Source organism: Streptomyces sp. NPDC006743 (genome assembly GCF_040703815.1).
Lineage (GTDB): Bacteria > Actinomycetota > Actinomycetes > Streptomycetales > Streptomycetaceae > Streptomyces.
Genome location: NZ_JBEYJA010000085.1, coordinates 1 through 17,647 on the forward strand (window position 1 = coordinate 1; position 17,647 = coordinate 17,647).

Below are 17,647 nucleotides of genomic sequence, written 5' to 3' on the forward strand. Positions count from 1 at the left end.
ATCAACGCCAACCCCCGACTGCCATGGTCATTCCTCGCCCATACCGGCCTGACCATCCGCCCACCACACCCACCGAACTTACGAAAAGATCAGTAAGGCACCTCGGCGGCCCCGCACTCCGCTGCGCCCTGGGGCGGGGGCCGCCCAGGATTCCGTCCTTCAGACTGTTCGCAGAGGTCAGGTGGGCTGACAGCCACGGATGCGACGACCACTGTCCTTCCGTGCTCGAGAGGGACATCGCCCCGGTCGGCGTCGACAGTCAGCCGAGAGACCCGGGACCGGCGGGCTGAGGAAGGCAGTACTGGTGCCCAGGTGTGGCTCCTTGCCGCCAGCCGGAATTGCGGTCAGGGGCAGGAGGATGTCGGGGCGGCGCGTGGACCGTCACCGTGGACCAGTCCCGCTCGTGGGTCCCGAGACGACCGTGGGATCAGGTAAGGGTCCAGTCGCGTAGCTGGCGGGCGATCCGGGCGACGCCGAGGGCTCCGGAGGCGGCGTCCCGTACGAGCGCGACGGCCGCCTTGGGCGGGTAGTCGAGTCGGCGTGCGTTGAGGATCATGTAGGCCTCGGTCGCATGCCAGGCGAAGGCCTCGTTGGAGTGCTCCAGGCACGGCAGTTTCGCCAGGGTCTGCAGCAGCGCGCCGGCCTTGAGATACAGAGAGCCGTAGATGTCGCGTTCCAGCGCCCGGGCATTGACCCGGGCGACGGCGGCGTAGAGCGGTCCGAGGTCGTCGACCTGCGGGTCACCGTCGAGCAGCTCGGCGGCGTGCAGCAGGAACGTGACGTCGAGCGGGTGGAGCGGCCATTCCGGCTGGGTCACGCGGCGTGGCCTCGTTCCTGGTGCTGCCCGAGTTCCCGCTGCGCTTCCTGCTCGGCCGCCCGCTGCTCGGCACTGGGGTCCAGACTGCTCGGCTCGGCTGCGAAAGCCGCGCCGCTGCGGGCCATGGACGCCTGGAAACCGTCCAGGAACTGCCGCTCCACGGCGGTCGCACGCTCGTATGCGGCGGAGAGGATGTACTCCTGCATGCTGACCCCCGCCTGCCTGGCCGCTGCCGCGATAGCGGCCCGCTGCGCAGGGTCGGGGAAGCGCAGGTTCATTGCTGTTTTGGCTTCGGACATGGCATCCATGGTACCAGTGGTACCAGCGTGCGTCTCGGCAGCGACGTGAACCACGCCGCTCCGTGCGCCGACGGCGAGGGCGCATCCGCTGGCCAGCCCTGGGGATCACCTGGGAGCTGGTGGAGAGGATCCCGCTGGGTGGTGGGGACGCGGGGAGCGCGCAGCATGGAGCCGGTCTGTCATCCTGGGAGCGTGTCTGACGAGCGTTTCCACCTCGGCGGTCGACCCGCCCCCTTGTGGATACCGCATGCCCCCTCGCCGGTGATACCGCAGAGGACTGCCGCCCGTCAGCCCCTACGACACCACGAGTTCAACCTCGTTAGGTATCACATGAGTTGACACCTATTCGAGGCCGAGACCAGGACTCGGGCCGCAGCGCACTCCGTTCGCTTGTCTCACAAGCAGGGAGCTGGGAGAGGCCGGGCCTGGGGTCGGGCGAACGGCGGGGCAGTGGCCGATGCAGCGTGCGAGCTGGCCGACATAGTGACGCCGGGGACCTGGAACACGGGGCGGTCGAGGACACCGCCTACGCCATCGACACATTCGCCGAGGCCCTCGCAGCGAACCTGACAGTGCCAGCCGGGCCTCCTCTCGCCAGGGCGGATGAGGTTCGGCAGTCGCAGTGCCAGAGGACGTCTGTCCAAAGCCGTCGGCGCGTCGACGCGTGGCACCGTGGCCCGCCGTGCCGTGCGGCGTTCCGTGACGTGTGTCAACGGCCACTGAGTCGGGCCGCCGTAGGACGTGTCAGTCGGCAGGCGGGAGGCGGAGCGTGGCGACGGCCCCGCCGTCGGGCGCGTTGGCGAAGGACAGCGACGCCCCGATGACCTGGGCCTGGCCGAGCGCGATGGTCAGCCCGAGGCCGTGGCCGCGTCCGCGTTCGGACACGCCGGTGCGGAACCGTTGGGGTCCGTCGGCGAGCAACTGGCGGGGAAAGCCCGGGCCGTGGTCCCGTACGGACACGCAGGTCCCCGCCACGTCGACCTCGACGGGTGCGCGACCGTGCCGGTGGGCGTTGACGACCAGGTTGGTGACGATCCTGTCGAGCCGACGCGGGTCGGTCTGGGCGGTCAGGGTGCCGGCCGTGGTGAGCTGTGTCTGCAGCCCGGTGCGCCGTACGGATTCCGTCACCAGCTCGCCGAGCGGTACGGGCTGGTTGTCGGCCTGTTCGGCGCCCGCGTCGAGCCGGGAGATCTCCAGCAGGTTCTCCACCAGGGTCCGCAGCACCTCCACCCGGTCCCTGACCAGATCCGTGGCCTCCCCCTCAGGGAGCAGCCCGCTCGCGGTGACCAGACCCATCAGCGGGGTGCGCAGTTCGTGGGCGACGTCGGCGGTGAAGTGCTGCTCGGCCAGGAGCCGCCCGAGCAGGCTGTCAGCCATCGAATCGACGGTGGCGGAGATCTCGGCGATCTCGTCGCTGCCGCGGCCGGCCCCAGTCCTGGCGGCCAGGTCACCGGCCGTGATCCGGCGTGCGGTCCGCGCCACCCGCCGCAGCCTGCGGTTGGGCAGTTCCGCGGCGAGCACCGACAGCGGTACGACGACGGCCAGCGCGACCAGGGAGTACTTCCACATGTGCCGGTCCAGGGCCCGCCGGGTGAGCAGGTCGGGCGTCATGTCGACCTCCACCGCCACGGGGCTGCCTCGGTACGTCTGTGCCGCCCACATCGAGGGGTGGTCCCCGGGGTCGTCACCGTCGTACCAGGTGGCATACCCGTCCCTCAGCCCCTGCGGGCCGCGGAGTCGGCGCAACAGTTCGACGGGCATGGCCCCGGGCGCCATCTGAAGCGAGTCGGGCGGGGTGACCTCCCGTTCGTGGTCCTGCAGGTCTCGGGACAGCTGCGTCACGGCCTTGGCCCTGCCGTCGTTCAGGGACCGGGCCAGGGTGCTGCGGTGGACCAGCACCCCGACGGTCAGCGCGATGGCGCAGCAGGCCACGGCGACGAGCACAGCGATCTTCCAGCGCAGTGAACGCCAGGTCAGCAGGTCACGCAGGATGCCCACGTCAGCGCCGCAACTTGTAGCCGAAGCCGCGGACGGTCTGGATCCGCTCGGCTCCGATCTTCCTCCGCAGCCGCTGGACGCACAGGTCGACCACGCGGCTGTCGCCGTCCCAGCCGTAGTTCCACACGTTGCGCAGCAGCATGTGCCGGTCCAGAACGATGCCGGGGTTGGCGGCGAACTCCAGCAGGAGCCGCAGCTCGGTGGGGGACAGCGCAACCGGTTCGCCCGCCCGGAACACGTCGAGGCCGGCGGTGTCGATGGTCAGGTCACCGAAAACCAGCGGGGCGCGCTCGCCCGGGCGACCGGGAACCTCCGGCCGCGCCGCACCGCCCACTGGTTCGGTCGGGGGGTGGTGCGGCGCGGCCGGGACGGTGGCGGGGGTGAAGGTCGCACGCCGCAACAGCGAGCGGATCCGGGCCACCAGCACCGCGGTGTCGACGGGTTTGACGACGTAGTCGTCGGCGCCCGCCTCCAGGCCGGAGACCACGTCCAGGGCGTCGCCGCGGGCGGACATCATCAGGATCGGGTCCATGCTGGTCTCCCTGACTCGGCGGCACAGCCCGATGCCGTCGAGGGCTGGCAGCATCACGTCCAGCAGCAGCAGGTCGTGGAGGCCTTCCCGGAACAGGTCGAGTCCGGTCAGGCCGTCACCGGCGGAGGTGACACGGTAGCCGTAGCGCTCCAGTGCCAAGGTGACAGATCTACGGATCACTTCGTCGTCCTCCACGAGCAGGATCGACACGGGCGCCAGGGTGTTTCCCCTGGCCACTGGAACCGACATCTCTCCCCATCGGACGCAGGTGCTGGAGGTCCATCATGCGACAGGGCATCCCGCCCTGCCGAATTCTGCCTCCACCGCGCCTACGCCGGGGCCGGGTTCGCCGGTGATGCTGAGGAGGTCAGGGTTCGCGGGTCTGGGGGCTGCTGTGCCGGTCAGGGCCACCGGGGGTGCTGTCGCGGTGGTCGGGACGGGGCGGGGCACCGGTGAGGGTGCAGCCCTGACGGGACAGGTCCAGTTTCGATCCCTTGGCCAGGCAGCCGGTGATCATGTAAACCTGCTGGCCGTAGCTACGACCCTTCGTGGAGGTCACTTCCCCGTTCGGGTCCACTTCACAGGGGTTGTTGTCGGTGCATTGCTCGCCGTCGTCGTTGTGGGTGTTGTGGATTCCCACCACCGTGGTGCCGTCGGGGGCCAGCAGCGCCGAACCGGAGTCGCCGTGCCAAGGGTTGCAGTCGTCGCCGGTGGTGTAGCGGATGGAGTTGTTCAGCTGGTAGCCACCTTCCCGCAGGTGCGGGACCACGGCCTCGGCGGTGCAGTGGAAGCGGGCGCTGAGGGCGGCCACGGTCAGTGGGTCGCCCGCGCGCACGGGGGAGGACGCGAGCTGGAAGACTTTCGCGCCTTCGGCCTTCAACTGCGCGTAGGTCTTGTCCAGGCGGTAGAGCGCGATGTCGGTGCCGGTCATCGTCGCGTACACCAGCCGTTTCGCACGGGCGGAGGTCTGCGGATAGCCCTGACGGTCGACGATGGGCGCCTCGCGGTCGGCCGGCTGGTCCACCAGCGCGGCTCCGGGCGCGGGCCACTGTCCCTGCACGCAGTGACCGTTGGTCAGCAACAGCGCCGGGTCCTGCGGACGGGAGGCGGGGACACGGACCACCGAGCCCGCACAACTGCTCAGGTCCACCGTGCCTTCCATGTCCGGGATCGGATCATCCGGGGGCACGTCGGTGCCCGTGATGATGCCGTTGATCCAGTCGGCGTGCCCGGTGACATCGGAGTACAGCGTCTTGCCGCTTTCGTCGGGGCCACTGACCACACCGGCCACGGCCCAGCGACCGCCCTCGCGGACCAGCGCAGGACCGCCGGAGTCCATGTTCGACGCAGCGACGCTGCCGTCGCGGCTACCGATGCACAACTCTCCGCTGGGCTCGGCCGACGGACACGTCGAGATCGGCTGCACCACGGTGTCGGCCTCCCGCAGCCGCGTGGGGAAACACGCCGGATTGGTGCTGTCGTCGCAGGTCATGCCCCAGCCCATGATACGGACGGGCGTGTTGTCCGGGGGCGTGGTCGAGGCGATCCGCACAGGCTTGGCCCGGACCGGGGTCCGCAGGTGCATCAACGCGAGGTCGCGGCCCCAGAACCCTCCCTCATCGCGGTTGGTCGCCAGCCGGTAGTAGTGGTCGACCTCGGCGACCTCGCCACCGGAGGTGGTGTCCAGTGACCCGACCCGGACCTTCCAGCCACGCGGGACACCCGCCTTCGCATTGGTCGGGTTCCTGCCGGCGCAGTGGCTGGCGGTCAGGACCCATTGCGGCGCGAGGACCTCCACCCCGCAGCCGTGCCTGTCCGGGCGCGGCGGGGCGGGGTAGGACAGCTGGAACGAGCCCATGAACGAGTAGGCCCGGGTGGACTCGGTGCCGCCCACGATGGCCTGCGCCGGCGGAGATGCCGTAAGGGCCGCGGTCAGCGCGATCCCCGTCGTCAGGGCAGCGGCCGCCCTCCGGCCTGTCGACATGTGCATGAGTGGCTCCCCTTTCGTCTGCCGCCGGCCGTTCTCCGGCGGGCTGGTGCGCGCAACGGCAGCAGCCGTCCCGCCGGGCCCCGAGCCTGGACCCAGCGATCCGCCGACGGGTTTCTTCCACGTATCAGGCGCGGCGTCGCAGCCGCTCAGTTGTGTATCAGCGTGGCCGAACAGGCCAGACGACTCCGTGGACACACATGGGAAGCGGCCCGCTGCCGCGTATCCGTCGGTGCGCGATGGTGGATACGCAGGCCCGGGACGGCATCCGTGCCAAGGCGGCCCGCCGTCCCTGCCCTTGCCCGGAATCCCGTCCCGGTGAGCAGGTGGCGGCGGGCCCTGATCGGCACCAATAGCGGTCGGGTCCTTGCCGTCGAAGACCTGCCGACACCCCGACCTGACCGCCGTCGAACCGCTGCTCCTGCTCACCCGCGACACCGCGGGCGGCTGCACCACCCGCCTGGACAACACCGCCCGCTACACCAGCCGGTGACTGTGGTCAGCCCCCCGCCGACCCGGGTTCCACCCCTGCCGATCATGTGACCGGGAGGCGCTGGGCGGGCCGGTCGATGGTCTTGCTCGTGTGCAGCAGCACCCAGCCGGGCCGCCACTCCGATCATGTGCTCCGACCAAGGTGCACCGATCAAGACGAAGGCCGTGAAGGGAGTCTGCCGCCTGATGCCGGTCCCGGGGAAGCGTTCGCGCAAGCGTCACGCTTCCGGGAGTTCTTACTGATCGTTTCAAAGTGAGTTGCGCTGTGGGTGTTGTGCTCGACGATCTTGGTCGGCAGGGTGTCAGGCGTGCGTGCTGATCTTGTTCCTGACGACCTGTGGGAGCGGGTTGGTCTGCTGCTGCCGCCTGCTCCTGAACGGTCATCGTCATCCGGGGCGGTTGCGTGTTCCGGACCGTGTGGCGCTCGCCGGGGTGATGTATGTGCTGCGGACCGGTGTGGCCTGGCGTGGCGTCCCGGCGGAGACCGTGGGCTGCTCCGGGGTGACGGCCTGGCGCCGGCTGCGGGACCGGACCGAGGCCGGTGTCTGGCCACGCCTGCACGCCGCCCTGCTGACCGAACTGCGCCGTGCCGGCCTGCTGGACCTGGACGACTGCGCCGTGGACGGGTCGCACGTCCGGGCCCTCAAGGGGGGACGACGTCGGTCACTCGCCCGTAGTCCGCGCCCCTTCCGGCTCCAAGTACCACCTGATCGTCGACCGGCACGGATCCCGCTCGCCGTCACGCTCACCGGCGGCAACCGGCACGACGTCACCCAGCTCCTGCCTCTGCTGGACGCGGCCCCACCGGTCCGGGGCCTGCGAGGACGTCCCCGCCGCAACCCCCGGCGTCTGTACGCCGACCGGGGCTACGACTTCGACAAGTACCGCCGCCTGCTGTGGAAACGGGGCATCAAGCCGGTGATCGCCCGACGCGGCGTCGCCCACGGCTCACGGCTGCGCAAGGTGCGCTGGGTGGTCGAGCGCGCCTTCGCCTGGCTGCACCAGTTCCAACGGCTCCGCATCCGCTACGAGCGACGCGCCGATCTCCACCAGGGCCTGCTCGAGCTGGCCTGCAGCCTCATATGCCTCCGCCGCCTACGGACCTCATTCTGAAACGATCAGTTACCCAGGGTATTGGTGTGTGGAGCGAAGGTGTCGGCGGCGTTCGGCGTAGGCCAGGTCGTCGCGCCATAGTCTTGCGGCCGCGGCGCGGAGCAGGGGTCGTAGTAGGGGTGCGGTCCGGCGGACGGTGGTGAAGCCGGGGCGGGGGGACACGGCGAGTACTGCTTCGGTGACGGCGGTGCGCGGCCGGCTGGCCGCGTCGGTGCCCAGTGGTGTGGCATGGGTCTCCACGACGGAGCCCGTGCCCTCGCCCTCGGTGATACGCATGACGACCGTGCGGGGCTCGGGCGCGGTGAAGACGGCCCGGACGGGCACCACCAGCCGGCCCGCCACCTTGAAGGACACGTCGACGGTCAGGGAACCAGGGCTGTTGTCCGCCGCGTCGGCCGGGCCGCCGGCTGGGTCCACCATCGTCAGGTCGACGAACGAGTAGGGGTGGAACCACGCCCCGTGCCAGGGATCGAGCCGGTTGGCCACGATGTCCTCGGGCTCGCATACACCCACGGCCGTGTGGACGGCGGTCAGGGCGCGTGCGGGGTCGGGCCGCTGGGGGACGACCGGTTCGTGTGTCGGTTCCTCGCCGCCCACCGCGTCCAGGCGTGCCCACACCAGCACCCCGTCGTCGTGGACCGGCAGCGGCGACCAGCCCGCGTACGGGCGGCCGTCCAGGGCCAGGCCGTGCCAGTGGCACACCAGCGTGCCGCAGCGTACGGGACTGTCGCGCAGCGGTGCCCCCAGGTGCGGGCAGATGCCCGGTCCGCCGACGAGGCGCCCACCGGGGCCGCGCCACACCACGACCTCCTGTCCGGCCACGGTCCGCGCCAGCTTGCCGTCCCCTTGCAGGGCGCGGGAGGCGCCCAGGACGTACCAGTTGCCGGACGGGAGGGCCTGTGTCCGCTTCAGCGCGCCTGCGATGACTGCGGGCCGCGCGTCCCTCCAGGTGGGCCGTTGACGCTCCCAGGGCACGGCGGAGCGGCGCAGGGACAGCGGCAGGCGTCGGCGGTTCACACGGCCTCCTCGGCCGGGCGCACGGCGGCGGGCGGCGTGAGGATTGCGGTGCCGGGCAGGGGAAGGGCACGAACCGGTGGCCGGTGTTGCCGTCCGCTGCGAGAGCGCAGCCGGGCCGCCGCGATGCGGGCGAGCCCGTCGGCGGCGAGCACCGCCCGGTGCCGTCGCCGTACCACCGACCGCCGGTGCAGCACGGTGTAGCCGTCGCGGGCGACGGCGTCCAGGATGCCGCCGTACAGGACGGCCGCGGTGCGGATGCAGGGCCGTGCCACCGGGTCGAGCAGTTCGATGCCGGGCATGGCCGCCCGGTACACGTGGCGGGTCAGCGCCTCGAACTCCCTGAGCGCGGCGGTGATGCGGCGGTCCGGCCGGCCGGTGGTGCGGCTGTGCAGCAGCAGGTGCCTGTGCACGCCGTGTCCGTCGAGCAGGTCGGCGGGCAGGTAGACCCGCCCGCGGTCCAGGTCCTCGCCGACGTCCCGCAGGAAGTTGCTCAGCTGGAAGGCGACGCCCAGCGCTGCGGCGTACGGTGCGGCCTCCTGCGGGGGCACCGCCGTGCCCAGCACCGGCAGCATCTGCAGCCCGATCACGGCGGCCGAGCCGTGCATGTACACGCGCAGGTCCGCGTAGCTGGGGTAGGAAGTCACGACCAGGTCGGAGCGCATCGCGGACAGGAAGTCCCGGAAGTGGGTGTGGTCGATGCCGTAGCGGCGGGCGGTGTCGGCGAGCGCGCGTACCACGGGCTCGCGGCTGACGCCCCGCCGCAGACCGTCCTCCAGCTCTTCCTGGAGCCGGTTCAGTGCCCGTACCCGCAGGTCGGGTCCGGCGCCGGGGTCGAGGCGGTCGACGATGTCGTCGGCCCAGCGGGCGAAACCGTACAGGGCGTGCACGGCGGGCCGGCGCTCGGCGGGCAGCAGCCGGGTGGCGAGGAAGTACGTCCTGCCGTGCCGGGCGTTGAGGGCGCGGCAGCGGCGGTAGGCCGTGCGCAGTGCCGGGTCGGTGATTCCGGCCGCGTCCAGCTCTCGATCGGTCATCCTGTCCTGCCTTCGCTCGTGGGGGCCGTGGGACCGGGGGATCCTTCAGTCGCTCGGGGCCGCCGCGCGGCGGCGCGACGGTCCGGCGGGGAGGCCGGGGACCGCGGCACGGCGGCGGCGCGGTCGCGGGGTGCCCTCTGTCCCGGCCGGGCCCGGACGGCCGGGGCACGCCAGGACGCGTGAGCGGCCGGCCCCGTGCCCGGGCGGGCCTGTGACGCGGGCCGCGGCCAGTTTCCCTGACAGCAGCACGGTCGGCACACCGACACCGGGGGTGGTGCCGCAGCCGGCCAGCACGGCGTTCTGCGTTCCGCGCACCAGGTTGCGCGGCCGGAAGGGGCCGGTCTGCGCGAAGGTGTGGGCGGCGGAGAAGGGGGTGCCGGCGGCGTGGCCCTGGGCGTGCCAGTCGGCGGGGGTGATCAGGCACTCCTCCTCGATGGCGGCTTCGAAACCGTCCAGACCGCGCCGCTCCAGCTCCCGCAGCAGCGTGTCCCGGTAGCGCGGGCCGAGGTCGGACCAGGCGGTCGCGGCCGGGCCGGTCTGGGTGTTGGGGCAGGGGGCCAGGACGTAGTGGAGGTGACGCCCCGGCGGCGCGAGTCCGGGATCGGTGGCGGTGGGACGGGTGACGAGCAGTGACGGGTCGCTCATCAGCTCTCCGGTGCGGGTGAGTTCCTCGAAGGTGGTGCGCCATGCCGCGCCGAAGGAGAGTGTGTGGTGGGCGAGTTGCGGCCAGGTGCGGTCGGTGCCGGCGTGCAGGACGACCGCGGAGGGGGAGTGGCGCAGCCCGAGCGGTCTGCGTGGCCGGCGGCCGAGCAGGCGGTAGGCGACGGGCAGGTCCGGGGTGAGGACGACCGCGTCGCACGGGATGCGTTCGGTGTCGGTGACCACGGCGGTGATGCGCTCGCCCGACCGTTCCAGACGGGTCACCCGCCGGCCGAACCGCAGCTCCGCGCCCGCCTCGGCGGCCGCCTGTGCCATGGCCCGCGGCAGGGAGTGCATGCCGCCCCGCGGGAAGTACACGCCGGCGACGGTGTCCATGTAGGCGATGACGGCGTAGGCGGCCAGTGCCCGCGCCGGGGGCACGCCCGCGTACAGGGCCTGGAAGGAGAACACCCGGCGCAGCCGCTCGTCGCTCAGGTGACCGGCGATCCGGGCGTCGAGGCGGCCGAAGCCGCCGAGGGCGGCCAGCCGCGCGAGGTCGGCGTTGAGCAGACCGAGCGGCGAGTCGAAGTTGGCGTCGATGAACCGGCGCATCTGAACCCGGTACAACCGCTGGAGCCACTCGCGCAGCCGCAGGTAGCCGCCGGCCTCGGCCGCTCCCGCGAACCGCTCCACCTCCGCGGCCATCTCCTGCGCGCCGGTGTGCACGTCGAGGCTGGTGCCGTCCGCGAAGCAGGCGCGGTAGGCCGGATGCAGGGGGACCAGTTCCACCCGCTCGTACAGGCTGTCACCGACGGCGGCGAACGCCTCGTCGGCCAGTTCCGGCATGGTCAGCACCGTGGGTCCGGTGTCGATCCGGTAGCCGGCCAGGTCGAGGCGTCCGGCCCGGCCGCCGGGCCGGTCCTCGCGTTCGACCACGGTGACGCGGCGTCCCGCGCCCAGCAGGTGCAGCGTCGCGGACAGCCCCGCCAGTCCGGCGCCCACGACCACCACGTGGTCGGTGGGCCCGGGCACGGTGCGGGTCACCGGCCGGTCCCCGCGCTGCCAGGGGCACCGCACGCGTACGGACCGCGCGCGGTCCGCAGCCCTACGACCGCATCCCCGCCCGGCGGCTTCCCGCCCGGCTCGGTTGGAGTCGGCCCGGTTCCGCCCGGCGGCGTCCCGCCCGGCTCGGTTGGAGTCGGCCCGGTTCCGCCCGGCGGCGTCCCGCCCGGCTCGGTTGGAGTCGGCCCGGTTCCGCCCGGTGGCGCCCCGCCCGGCCCGGTTCCGCTCGCCGCGATGAGCAGACGACGCAGCGGCTCGGCGCCTTCCGGGTCGAGCAGGGCGCCGTCGAAGTGCCGCAGCCCCTGCGCGGTGAGCCGGTCGATCTTGCTCTCCACGGTGGCGCGCGCCCCTGTGGCGTCCAGCACGTCCCGTACCTCGTCCAGACCGCGCCCGGTGAGGGACACGTCACCGAGCCACCGGTCCAGGACGCCCAGTGCGGCATCGTCGCCGGCCGCCTCGGCCCGCGCGCGGGCGACCGCGACCAGATAGGTGGGTTTGCCCTCCCGGATGTCGCCGCCGCACGCCTTGCCGGTCTCCAGGGGGTCGCCGAAGACGTCGTCCAAGTCGTCGCGCAGCTGGAACGCCATGCCGACGCAGCGTCCTGCGCCGCCCAGCCGACGTAGCGTCAGATCGTCCGCGCCTGCCGCGGTGGCCCCCAGGGCGAGGGGCCGCTCCACCGAGTACAGGGCACTCTTCAGACAGGCGGCGCGCAGCGCGCGGGACAAGGACCGCGCCGCGGTGACCTGGCCCAGTGCGTCCAGGTACTGGCCCGCCACCATCTCGGTGCGCATGTCGCTCCACAGCCGCCGCACCGCCACCCCGGTCCAGGGCGCCAGCGGCGTCTGCCCCACCAGGTCGTCGGCCCAGGCCAACGCCAGGTCCCCCGCGAGGACCGCCGCCGACTGCCCGAACCGCTCGGCCCGCTCGGGGCCCACCAGGCCGGCGTACCCGTCCGTCAGGTCCGTGTGCAGCGCGGGCCGGCCACGCCGCAGCGAGGCCCGGTCCATCACGTCGTCGTGGACGAGCGCGCACGTCTGGAGCAGTTCCAGGGCGGCCGCGATGTGCAGAGCCGCCACAGCGGCCGCCGCGTCCCGGCCGGCGCAGGCCCGCGAGGCCCACCACACCAGTTGCGCCCGAGTGCGCTTGCCACCCTGCAGAGTGAAGCGCGTCACCCGTTCGGCCAGTTCTTCGGCGAACAGGGGATCCGCCAGCCGGGCACGGCGCAGGCGCTCCGTCAGCACATGGTCGAGCATCCTGGCGACAGCGCCGGGCACGTCGGCGTCGGCCTCGCGCACCCCGGCGGACCCGGCGGGAAGCGGTCCGCTCGCCACCGGGCACGCCCCGGTCCTGCCGGGCCCTTCCCCGGCGCCGGCCACCGGCCTGCGCGGAAGTGACGCCCCGGGCGCCGCCGCGACCGGTCGCCGCGGTGCGCGCGCAGAGTGGTCCTTCGCGTGCGTGGAACGCATCCCGGTTCCCTCCGTCGTGTTCGTGTCCGTCGTTCCCGTCACCCGTCTGCTTCCGCGCGGGCAGCGCGGACGGATGCGCGCACGTGCCACACGATCGCGGCGGCCACCCATTCCGCCCCCTCCACGGTGCCGTCTCCGGCGTCCGGCCGCTCGCCGTCAGGAAGATGCCTGCATCCACCGGGGTACACAATCCGGAAGAGCAGGCCGGGGCATCCACAAGCGGACGCCGTGATCCCCTGACCGCCTGTCCGCAGCCCAGCACCGCAGTGCGGCCCGCCGCCGCGAGCCGCACTCAGACCGGATCGCAACACCGAGGACAACACCGAGGAAGGGAGAGACCGTGCCCGAGACGGACGTGGCCGTCGTGGGGGCGGGCGCCGCCGGGCTGTCGCTGGCCCACCGGCTCGCCGGGAGCGTGCCAGGCCTGCGGACACCCTCCGTGGTGCTGGTAGACGCGCCGCCCGGCCCGCTGCGGCCGCCACCCCGGACCTGGTGCTACTGGGCGGAAGGACCCGGACGGTTCGACGCCGCGGTGCGGGCCCAGTGGCAGCGGCTGAGGGTGCGCCCGCCCACCGTTTCCCCGGCAGAGGCGGACATCGCGCCGCTGCGGTACCGCATGATCCGCTCCGACGACTTCGAGCGCCTCGTCTCCCGGGACCTGGCCCGCAGCACCAACGTCCGGCGTCTGGAAGCGACCGTCGAGGCGGTGGAGGACGTGTCCGGCGGCGCGCACGTCCATCTGAGGGACACCGACGGCAGGGCACGGGTGCTCAGCGCCCGCTGGGTGTTCGACTCCCGTCCCCCGGGCAGTCTGCCGGCCGCCCGCACCACCCTGCTCCAGCACTTCCACGGCTGGTTCGTGCGCACCGCCCAGCCCGCCTTCGACCCGGCCACCGTGGAGCTGATGGACTTCCGCACCCCGCAGCCCGGCCACGGCCTGTCCTTCGGCTACGTCCTGCCCACCGGACCGTGCGAGGCCCTCGTGGAGTACACCGAGTTCTCCCGCCACGTCCTGACCCCGCAGTGCTACGAGGCCGCCGTACGGCACTACGCCGACGAGGTCCTGCGACTCGGTGAACGGCAGGTCCTGGCCACCGAGACCGGCGTCATCCCGATGACCGACGCACCGATTCCCCGGCAGACCGGAGCCTCGGTGTTCCGCATCGGGGCCGCAGGCGGAGCGACCCGCCCCGCCACCGGCTACACCTTCGCCGGGCTGCAACGCCAGACCCGCGCCGTCGCCGACGCCCTGCGCCGCGGGTGCCGTCCGGTACCGCCGGCCGCCCACACGCGGCGCTCCAGGGCGATGGACGCCGTCCTGCTGCGGGCCCTGGACAGCGGCCGGGCCGACGGCCCGGAGCTGTTCGCCCGCCTGTTCACCCGCGTGCCCATGACACGGCTGTTGCGCTTCCTCGACGGAGACACCCGCCTGCACGAGGACCTGTCCGTCGGCCTGCACGCCCCCGTCGGCCCGATGCTGCGCTCCGCCCTGGAACTGCCGCGCCTGCCCCGCCGCCCCTTCGGCCCGCCCACGCCGGCGCCTTCCTGCACCGAGCCGCATCCGCCGCCCGCCTCACCGCGTCCGCCGATGCCGCCCGCCGACCCGCCGCTTCCCGCCCTGGACCCGTCCGCCCCGCTGCCCCCGACGGAGACCGCGTGACACTGCTGCGCGACGAACATCTCGCCGCCGCCTTCGACCACGCCTCACGCAGCTACGACACGCTCGTGGCCGCCAATCCCGGCTACCACGCCCACCTGCGCCGCTCGGTGCGCCGGCTCCGCCTGCCCGGACCGGGACGGGGACTGCGCCTGCTCGACCTCGGCTGCGGCACCGGCGCCTCCACCGCCGCGCTGCGGTCCGTCCTGCCCGCCGCCGGCATCACGGCGGTGGACGCCTCCGCCGGCATGCTCCGGCGGGCGGCGGCCAAACCGTGGGCGGACGGGGTGACCTTCGTGCACGCTCGCGCCGAGGGGTTGCGCGAGGCCGGGGTGTGCGGCCCCTTCGACGCGGTGTTCGCGGCCTACCTCTTCCGCAACGTCACCGACCCCGACGCCGTCCTCGCCACCGTCAGGGCCCTGCTGCGGCCGGGCGGCCGGCTCGGCGTCCACGAGTACACGCTCCGCGGCCGGCGCGCCGACCGTGCGGTGTGGACACTGGTGTGCCGCGGGCTCGTACAGCCCGTCGCGACCCTGCTGGGAGACGGGCGGCTGTACCGGCACCTGTGGCGCAGCGTACTGGACTTCGACACCGCCGGGCGCTTCTCGCGGCGGCTCGGGGCGGCAGGGTTCGACCAGGTCCGCGTCCTGCCGCTGCCGGGCTGGCAGACGGGCGTCACCCACACCTTCGTCGCCCGCCGTGCGAACGAACAGGGGCTGGACACATGAGGAACCCACGCCAGGGCACCGCACGCCGGGGACGCGACCGGCGGGCCCGCGTGCTCCCCGCCCGGCCCGGTGCCGACCGGATCGAGGGGCCCCCGCCGTCGGTGGCGGTGGTGGGAGCGGGCATCGCCGGCCTGGCCGCCGCCACCGCACTGGCCGAGCGCGGGGTGGCCGTCACCGTGTACGAGAAACGGCCCTGCCTCGGAGGGCGGGCCGGCGGATGGCCGGCCCGACTGCGCGACGGCACGACGGTGACCATGAGCCGCGGCTTCCACGCCTTCTTCCGCCAGTACTACAACCTGCGCGGGCTGCTGCGCCGGACCGACCCCGGCCTGGAACGGCTCACCGGCCTGCCGGACTACCCGCTGCTCAGCGCCGACGGCCTGCACGACAGCTTCCGTCACCTGCCTCGCACACCGCCGCTCAGTGCGCTCGCCTTCGTGGCGCTCAGCCCCGCCTTCCGGCCCGAGGACCTGCGCGCCATGAACGTGCCGGCGGCCCTGCCCCTGCTCGACGTGCGCGTGCCCCACATCTACGACGACCTGGACGGCACCAGCGCCCAGGCCTTCCTCGACGCCGTGTGCTTCCCCGAAAAGGCCCGCCACCTGGCCTTCGAGGTGTTCTCACGGAGCTTCTTCGCCGACCCCCGGGAACTGTCGGCGGCCGAGATGGCACTGATGTTCCACATCTACTTCCTCGGCTCCGCCGAAGGGCTGCTGTTCGACGTGCCCCGAGCCCCCTTCCCGGCCGCCCTGTGGGAACCGCTCGCCGGCTACCTCGCCCGTCACCACACCGAGGTGCGCACCGGCACGGCCGTCGAGTACATCGCGCCCACCGAGCAGGGTCACCTCGTGGTCGCCACCGACCGTGACGAGCGCCGCCACGACGGAGTCGTCCTGGCCCTGGACAGCGCGGGGCTGCGCGCACTGGTCGCGCGGTGCCCGCAGTTGGGTGACGCGCCCTGGCGCGAGCGGATCGCACGGCTGCGCACCGCCCCGCCCTTCCTGGTCAGCAGGCTGTGGCTGGACCGGCCGGTCGCCGCCGACCGGCCCGGCTTCCTCGGCACCAGCGGCTTCGGGTCCCTCGACAACGTCAGCGTGCTGGAACGCTACGAGAACGAAGCAGCCCGCTGGAGCGCGCGCACCGGTGGCTCCGTCGTCGAACTGCACGCCTACGCCGTACCCCCCGCGGCCGCCCGCGACGTCGAGGAGAAACGCCTCCTGGGCCAACTGCACCGCGTCTACCCCGAGACCGGCCCGGCCACGATCGTCGACGCCCGCCACGAGTGGCACGAGGACTGCCCGCTCTTCCCACCGGGCGGCTACGCCGACCGCCCCACCGTCCGCACCCCCCACCCCCGGCTGACGGTGGCCGGTGACATGGTCCGCACCGGCCTGCCCGTGGCCCTCATGGAACGGGCGGCGACCAGTGGCTTCCTCGCGGCCAACGCCCTGCTCGAGCAGTGGGGAGTGCGGGGCCAGACGCTGTGGACGGTGCCCGACCGCGGACGGAGCACCCTCCTGAGAGCCCTGGCCGCACGAGAGCGGAGGCCCGCCGTCCGGGGGTGCCCCCGTTGACGGTCCTGGACCGGCGGCTCCCGGGCCGGGGCGAGTCCGGGGCCGAGACGGTTCCCGGGCTGGACCCCGGGCCCCGCCGCCTCTCCCGCAGGGCACGCAGCACGGGTTGCCTCACGAACGAGGAGCGAGCACGGCGCTAGGTGTATTGACCTGCAGGGTTGTTGACACGGCTGATCGGTGGCTGGCCGCCGAGTGCGGTGTGGCAGCGGTGGTGGTTGTAGTTGTGCAGAAAGTCTGCCAGGGCCGCGGTGCGTTCGTCGTTGTCGGTGTAGGGCCGCCGGTAGGCCCATTCGTCGAGCAGGGTGCGGTTGAAGCGTTCGACCTTGCCGTTGGTCTGCGGCCGGTAGATGCGGGTGAGCTTGCCGGCCGCGCCGAGGTCGGCGAGCGCCTGCCGCCAGGCGAAGCTCTTGCGGTAGGGCCACGCATTGTCCGTCAGGACGCGCTCGATGCGGAGGATGCCGCAGGTGGCGAAGAAGGCTGCGGCCCGGGCCAGGAAGGCCGCGCAGGTGGTGGCCTTCTCGTCCGGGTGGACCTCGCTGTAGGCCAGGCGACTGTGGTCGTCGACTGCGGAATGGATGTAGTCGAAGCCGGTGGTGCGGCGGCGGTCGGGGCAGGCGGCACGGCCGTGGACGCGCCAGCCTCCGCCGTCGGGGATGCGGCCGAGTTTCTTGACGTCCACGTGGACCAGCTCGCCCGGCCGGTCGCGTTCGTAGCGGCGGATGACCTGGCCGGTGGGCCGGTCGAGGAAGGCCAGGCGGCTCGGGCCGTGCGGGGACAGGACCCGGTGGACGGTCGAGGCGGGCAGGCCCAGGATCGGACGGTGGGACACGAAGACCTCCGTGCGGTGCAGCCCTAGACAGCTCCACCACACCGGAGGTCTTCGCCATGATCAAGTCCGACAGGCGTCAACAACGCTCGTGATCAATACACCTAGGGCCTGTGGGTTGTTGTGATCATTCGGTGGTTTTGAGGAGGTCGTCGATCCAGATCATTGCGGCGCGGAGGTGGAGGCCGGCGAGATAGCTTTCGGGTGACTTGTCGTAGCGGGTGGCGATTCCTCGCCAGGCCTTCAGCTTGTTGTTCAGCCGTTCGACGGTGTTCCGCTCCTTGTAGAGACCGACATCGTGGCTGAGGGGCCGGCCGCCTCTGGAGCCCCTGTTCTTCCGGTTGGCGGCCTGGTCCTTCTTCTCCGGGATGACCGCCTTGATGTTGCGTTTACGCAGGTACGCGCGGTT

Annotated in this window: 15 protein-coding genes and 1 pseudogene; 5 read left to right on the top strand and 11 right to left on the bottom strand. The window is 72.7% G+C overall.

Translation table 11 applies throughout. The features are described from left to right. Positions 1 to 427: 427 nt before the first annotated feature. The 5 genes from ABZ719_RS35335 to ABZ719_RS35355 form a co-directional block, all read right to left on the bottom strand. Positions 428 to 817 carry a fic family toxin-antitoxin system, toxin component gene (locus ABZ719_RS35335; protein ID WP_366729262.1) on the bottom strand — a complete coding sequence of 130 codons (390 nt, stop codon included), beginning with the start codon at positions 815 to 817 and terminating at the stop codon, positions 428 to 430. Further along, positions 814 to 1,116, bottom strand: a complete 303-nt coding sequence (locus ABZ719_RS35340; RefSeq protein ID WP_366729263.1) for a DUF1778 domain-containing protein — start codon at positions 1,114 to 1,116, stop codon at positions 814 to 816. Before ABZ719_RS35340 ends, ABZ719_RS35335 begins: the two co-directional genes overlap by 4 nt. Before the next feature lie 744 nt (positions 1,117 to 1,860). Then, positions 1,861 to 3,114, bottom strand: coding sequence for a HAMP domain-containing sensor histidine kinase (locus tag ABZ719_RS35345; protein WP_366729264.1), 1,254 nt, complete (start codon positions 3,112 to 3,114; stop codon positions 1,861 to 1,863). Between the two features lies 1 nt (position 3,115). Continuing rightward, entirely contained in the window at positions 3,116 to 3,895 is a 780-nt protein-coding gene (cseB, locus tag ABZ719_RS35350; RefSeq protein WP_366729265.1) for a two-component system response regulator CseB, read from the bottom strand. Positions 3,896 to 4,013: 118 nt separating this feature from the next. Continuing rightward, a complete protein-coding gene (locus tag ABZ719_RS35355; RefSeq protein ID WP_366729266.1) occupies positions 4,014 to 5,636 on the bottom strand; it encodes a trypsin-like serine protease in 1,623 nt (540 codons plus the stop codon). 364 nt (positions 5,637 to 6,000) lie between these two features. Between ABZ719_RS35355 and ABZ719_RS35360 the strand changes: the two genes are divergently transcribed. Both ABZ719_RS35360 and ABZ719_RS35365 read left to right on the top strand, forming a co-directional pair. Then, on the top strand, positions 6,001 to 6,126 hold the full coding sequence (locus tag ABZ719_RS35360) for a hypothetical protein (RefSeq protein ID WP_366729267.1): 126 nt from the start codon (positions 6,001 to 6,003) through the stop codon (positions 6,124 to 6,126). 398 nt (positions 6,127 to 6,524) lie between these two features. Next, positions 6,525 to 7,238 carry an IS5 family transposase gene (locus ABZ719_RS35365; RefSeq protein ID WP_366729268.1) on the top strand — a complete coding sequence of 238 codons (714 nt, stop codon included), beginning with the start codon at positions 6,525 to 6,527 and terminating at the stop codon, positions 7,236 to 7,238. 9 nt (positions 7,239 to 7,247) lie between these two features. Here ABZ719_RS35365 and ABZ719_RS35370 read toward each other — a convergent pair whose 3' ends face one another. From ABZ719_RS35370 to ABZ719_RS35385, 4 genes are read right to left on the bottom strand one after another with little or no spacing between them, the layout of a single operon-like run. Beyond that, the gene (locus tag ABZ719_RS35370) at positions 7,248 to 8,255 is read right to left on the bottom strand and encodes a DUF5914 domain-containing protein (RefSeq protein WP_366729269.1); all 1,008 of its coding nucleotides are present in this window, start codon (positions 8,253 to 8,255) and stop codon (positions 7,248 to 7,250) included. Next, positions 8,252 to 9,286 (bottom strand): phytoene/squalene synthase family protein, encoded by a 1,035-nt coding sequence (locus tag ABZ719_RS35375; protein ID WP_366729270.1) that lies wholly within the window; start codon positions 9,284 to 9,286, stop codon positions 8,252 to 8,254. Before ABZ719_RS35375 ends, ABZ719_RS35370 begins: the two co-directional genes overlap by 4 nt. A 45-nt stretch (positions 9,287 to 9,331) precedes the next feature. Then, entirely contained in the window at positions 9,332 to 10,969 is a 1,638-nt protein-coding gene (gene crtI / locus ABZ719_RS35380; protein WP_366729271.1) for a phytoene desaturase family protein, read from the bottom strand. Then, the gene (locus tag ABZ719_RS35385; protein ID WP_366729272.1) at positions 10,966 to 12,453 is read right to left on the bottom strand and encodes a polyprenyl synthetase family protein; all 1,488 of its coding nucleotides are present in this window, start codon (positions 12,451 to 12,453) and stop codon (positions 10,966 to 10,968) included. The genes crtI and ABZ719_RS35385 overlap by 4 nt, the downstream gene beginning before the upstream one ends. A gap of 340 nt (positions 12,454 to 12,793) precedes the next feature. Between ABZ719_RS35385 and ABZ719_RS35390 the strand changes: the two genes are divergently transcribed. From ABZ719_RS35390 to ABZ719_RS35400, 3 genes are read left to right on the top strand one after another with little or no spacing between them, the layout of a single operon-like run. Next, positions 12,794 to 14,113, top strand: a complete 1,320-nt coding sequence (locus ABZ719_RS35390) for a lycopene cyclase family protein (protein ID WP_366729273.1) — start codon at positions 12,794 to 12,796, stop codon at positions 14,111 to 14,113. Next, positions 14,110 to 14,838 carry a class I SAM-dependent methyltransferase gene (locus ABZ719_RS35395; RefSeq protein WP_366729274.1) on the top strand — a complete coding sequence of 243 codons (729 nt, stop codon included), beginning with the start codon at positions 14,110 to 14,112 and terminating at the stop codon, positions 14,836 to 14,838. Before ABZ719_RS35390 ends, ABZ719_RS35395 begins: the two co-directional genes overlap by 4 nt. Further along, positions 14,835 to 16,412, top strand: a complete 1,578-nt coding sequence (locus ABZ719_RS35400; protein WP_366729275.1) for an NAD(P)/FAD-dependent oxidoreductase — start codon at positions 14,835 to 14,837, stop codon at positions 16,410 to 16,412. The genes ABZ719_RS35395 and ABZ719_RS35400 overlap by 4 nt, the downstream gene beginning before the upstream one ends. Positions 16,413 to 16,548: 136 nt before the next feature. Here the strand turns inward: ABZ719_RS35400 and ABZ719_RS35405 are convergent, their stop codons facing one another. Continuing rightward, positions 16,549 to 17,262: an IS481 family transposase gene (locus ABZ719_RS35405; RefSeq protein ID WP_366729276.1), complete on the bottom strand. Its 714-nt coding sequence runs from the start codon at positions 17,260 to 17,262 to the stop codon at positions 16,549 to 16,551. Between the two features lie 103 nt (positions 17,263 to 17,365). Further along, positions 17,366 to 17,647 (bottom strand): annotated as a pseudogene (locus ABZ719_RS35410) (IS5/IS1182 family transposase); the annotation flags it as partial.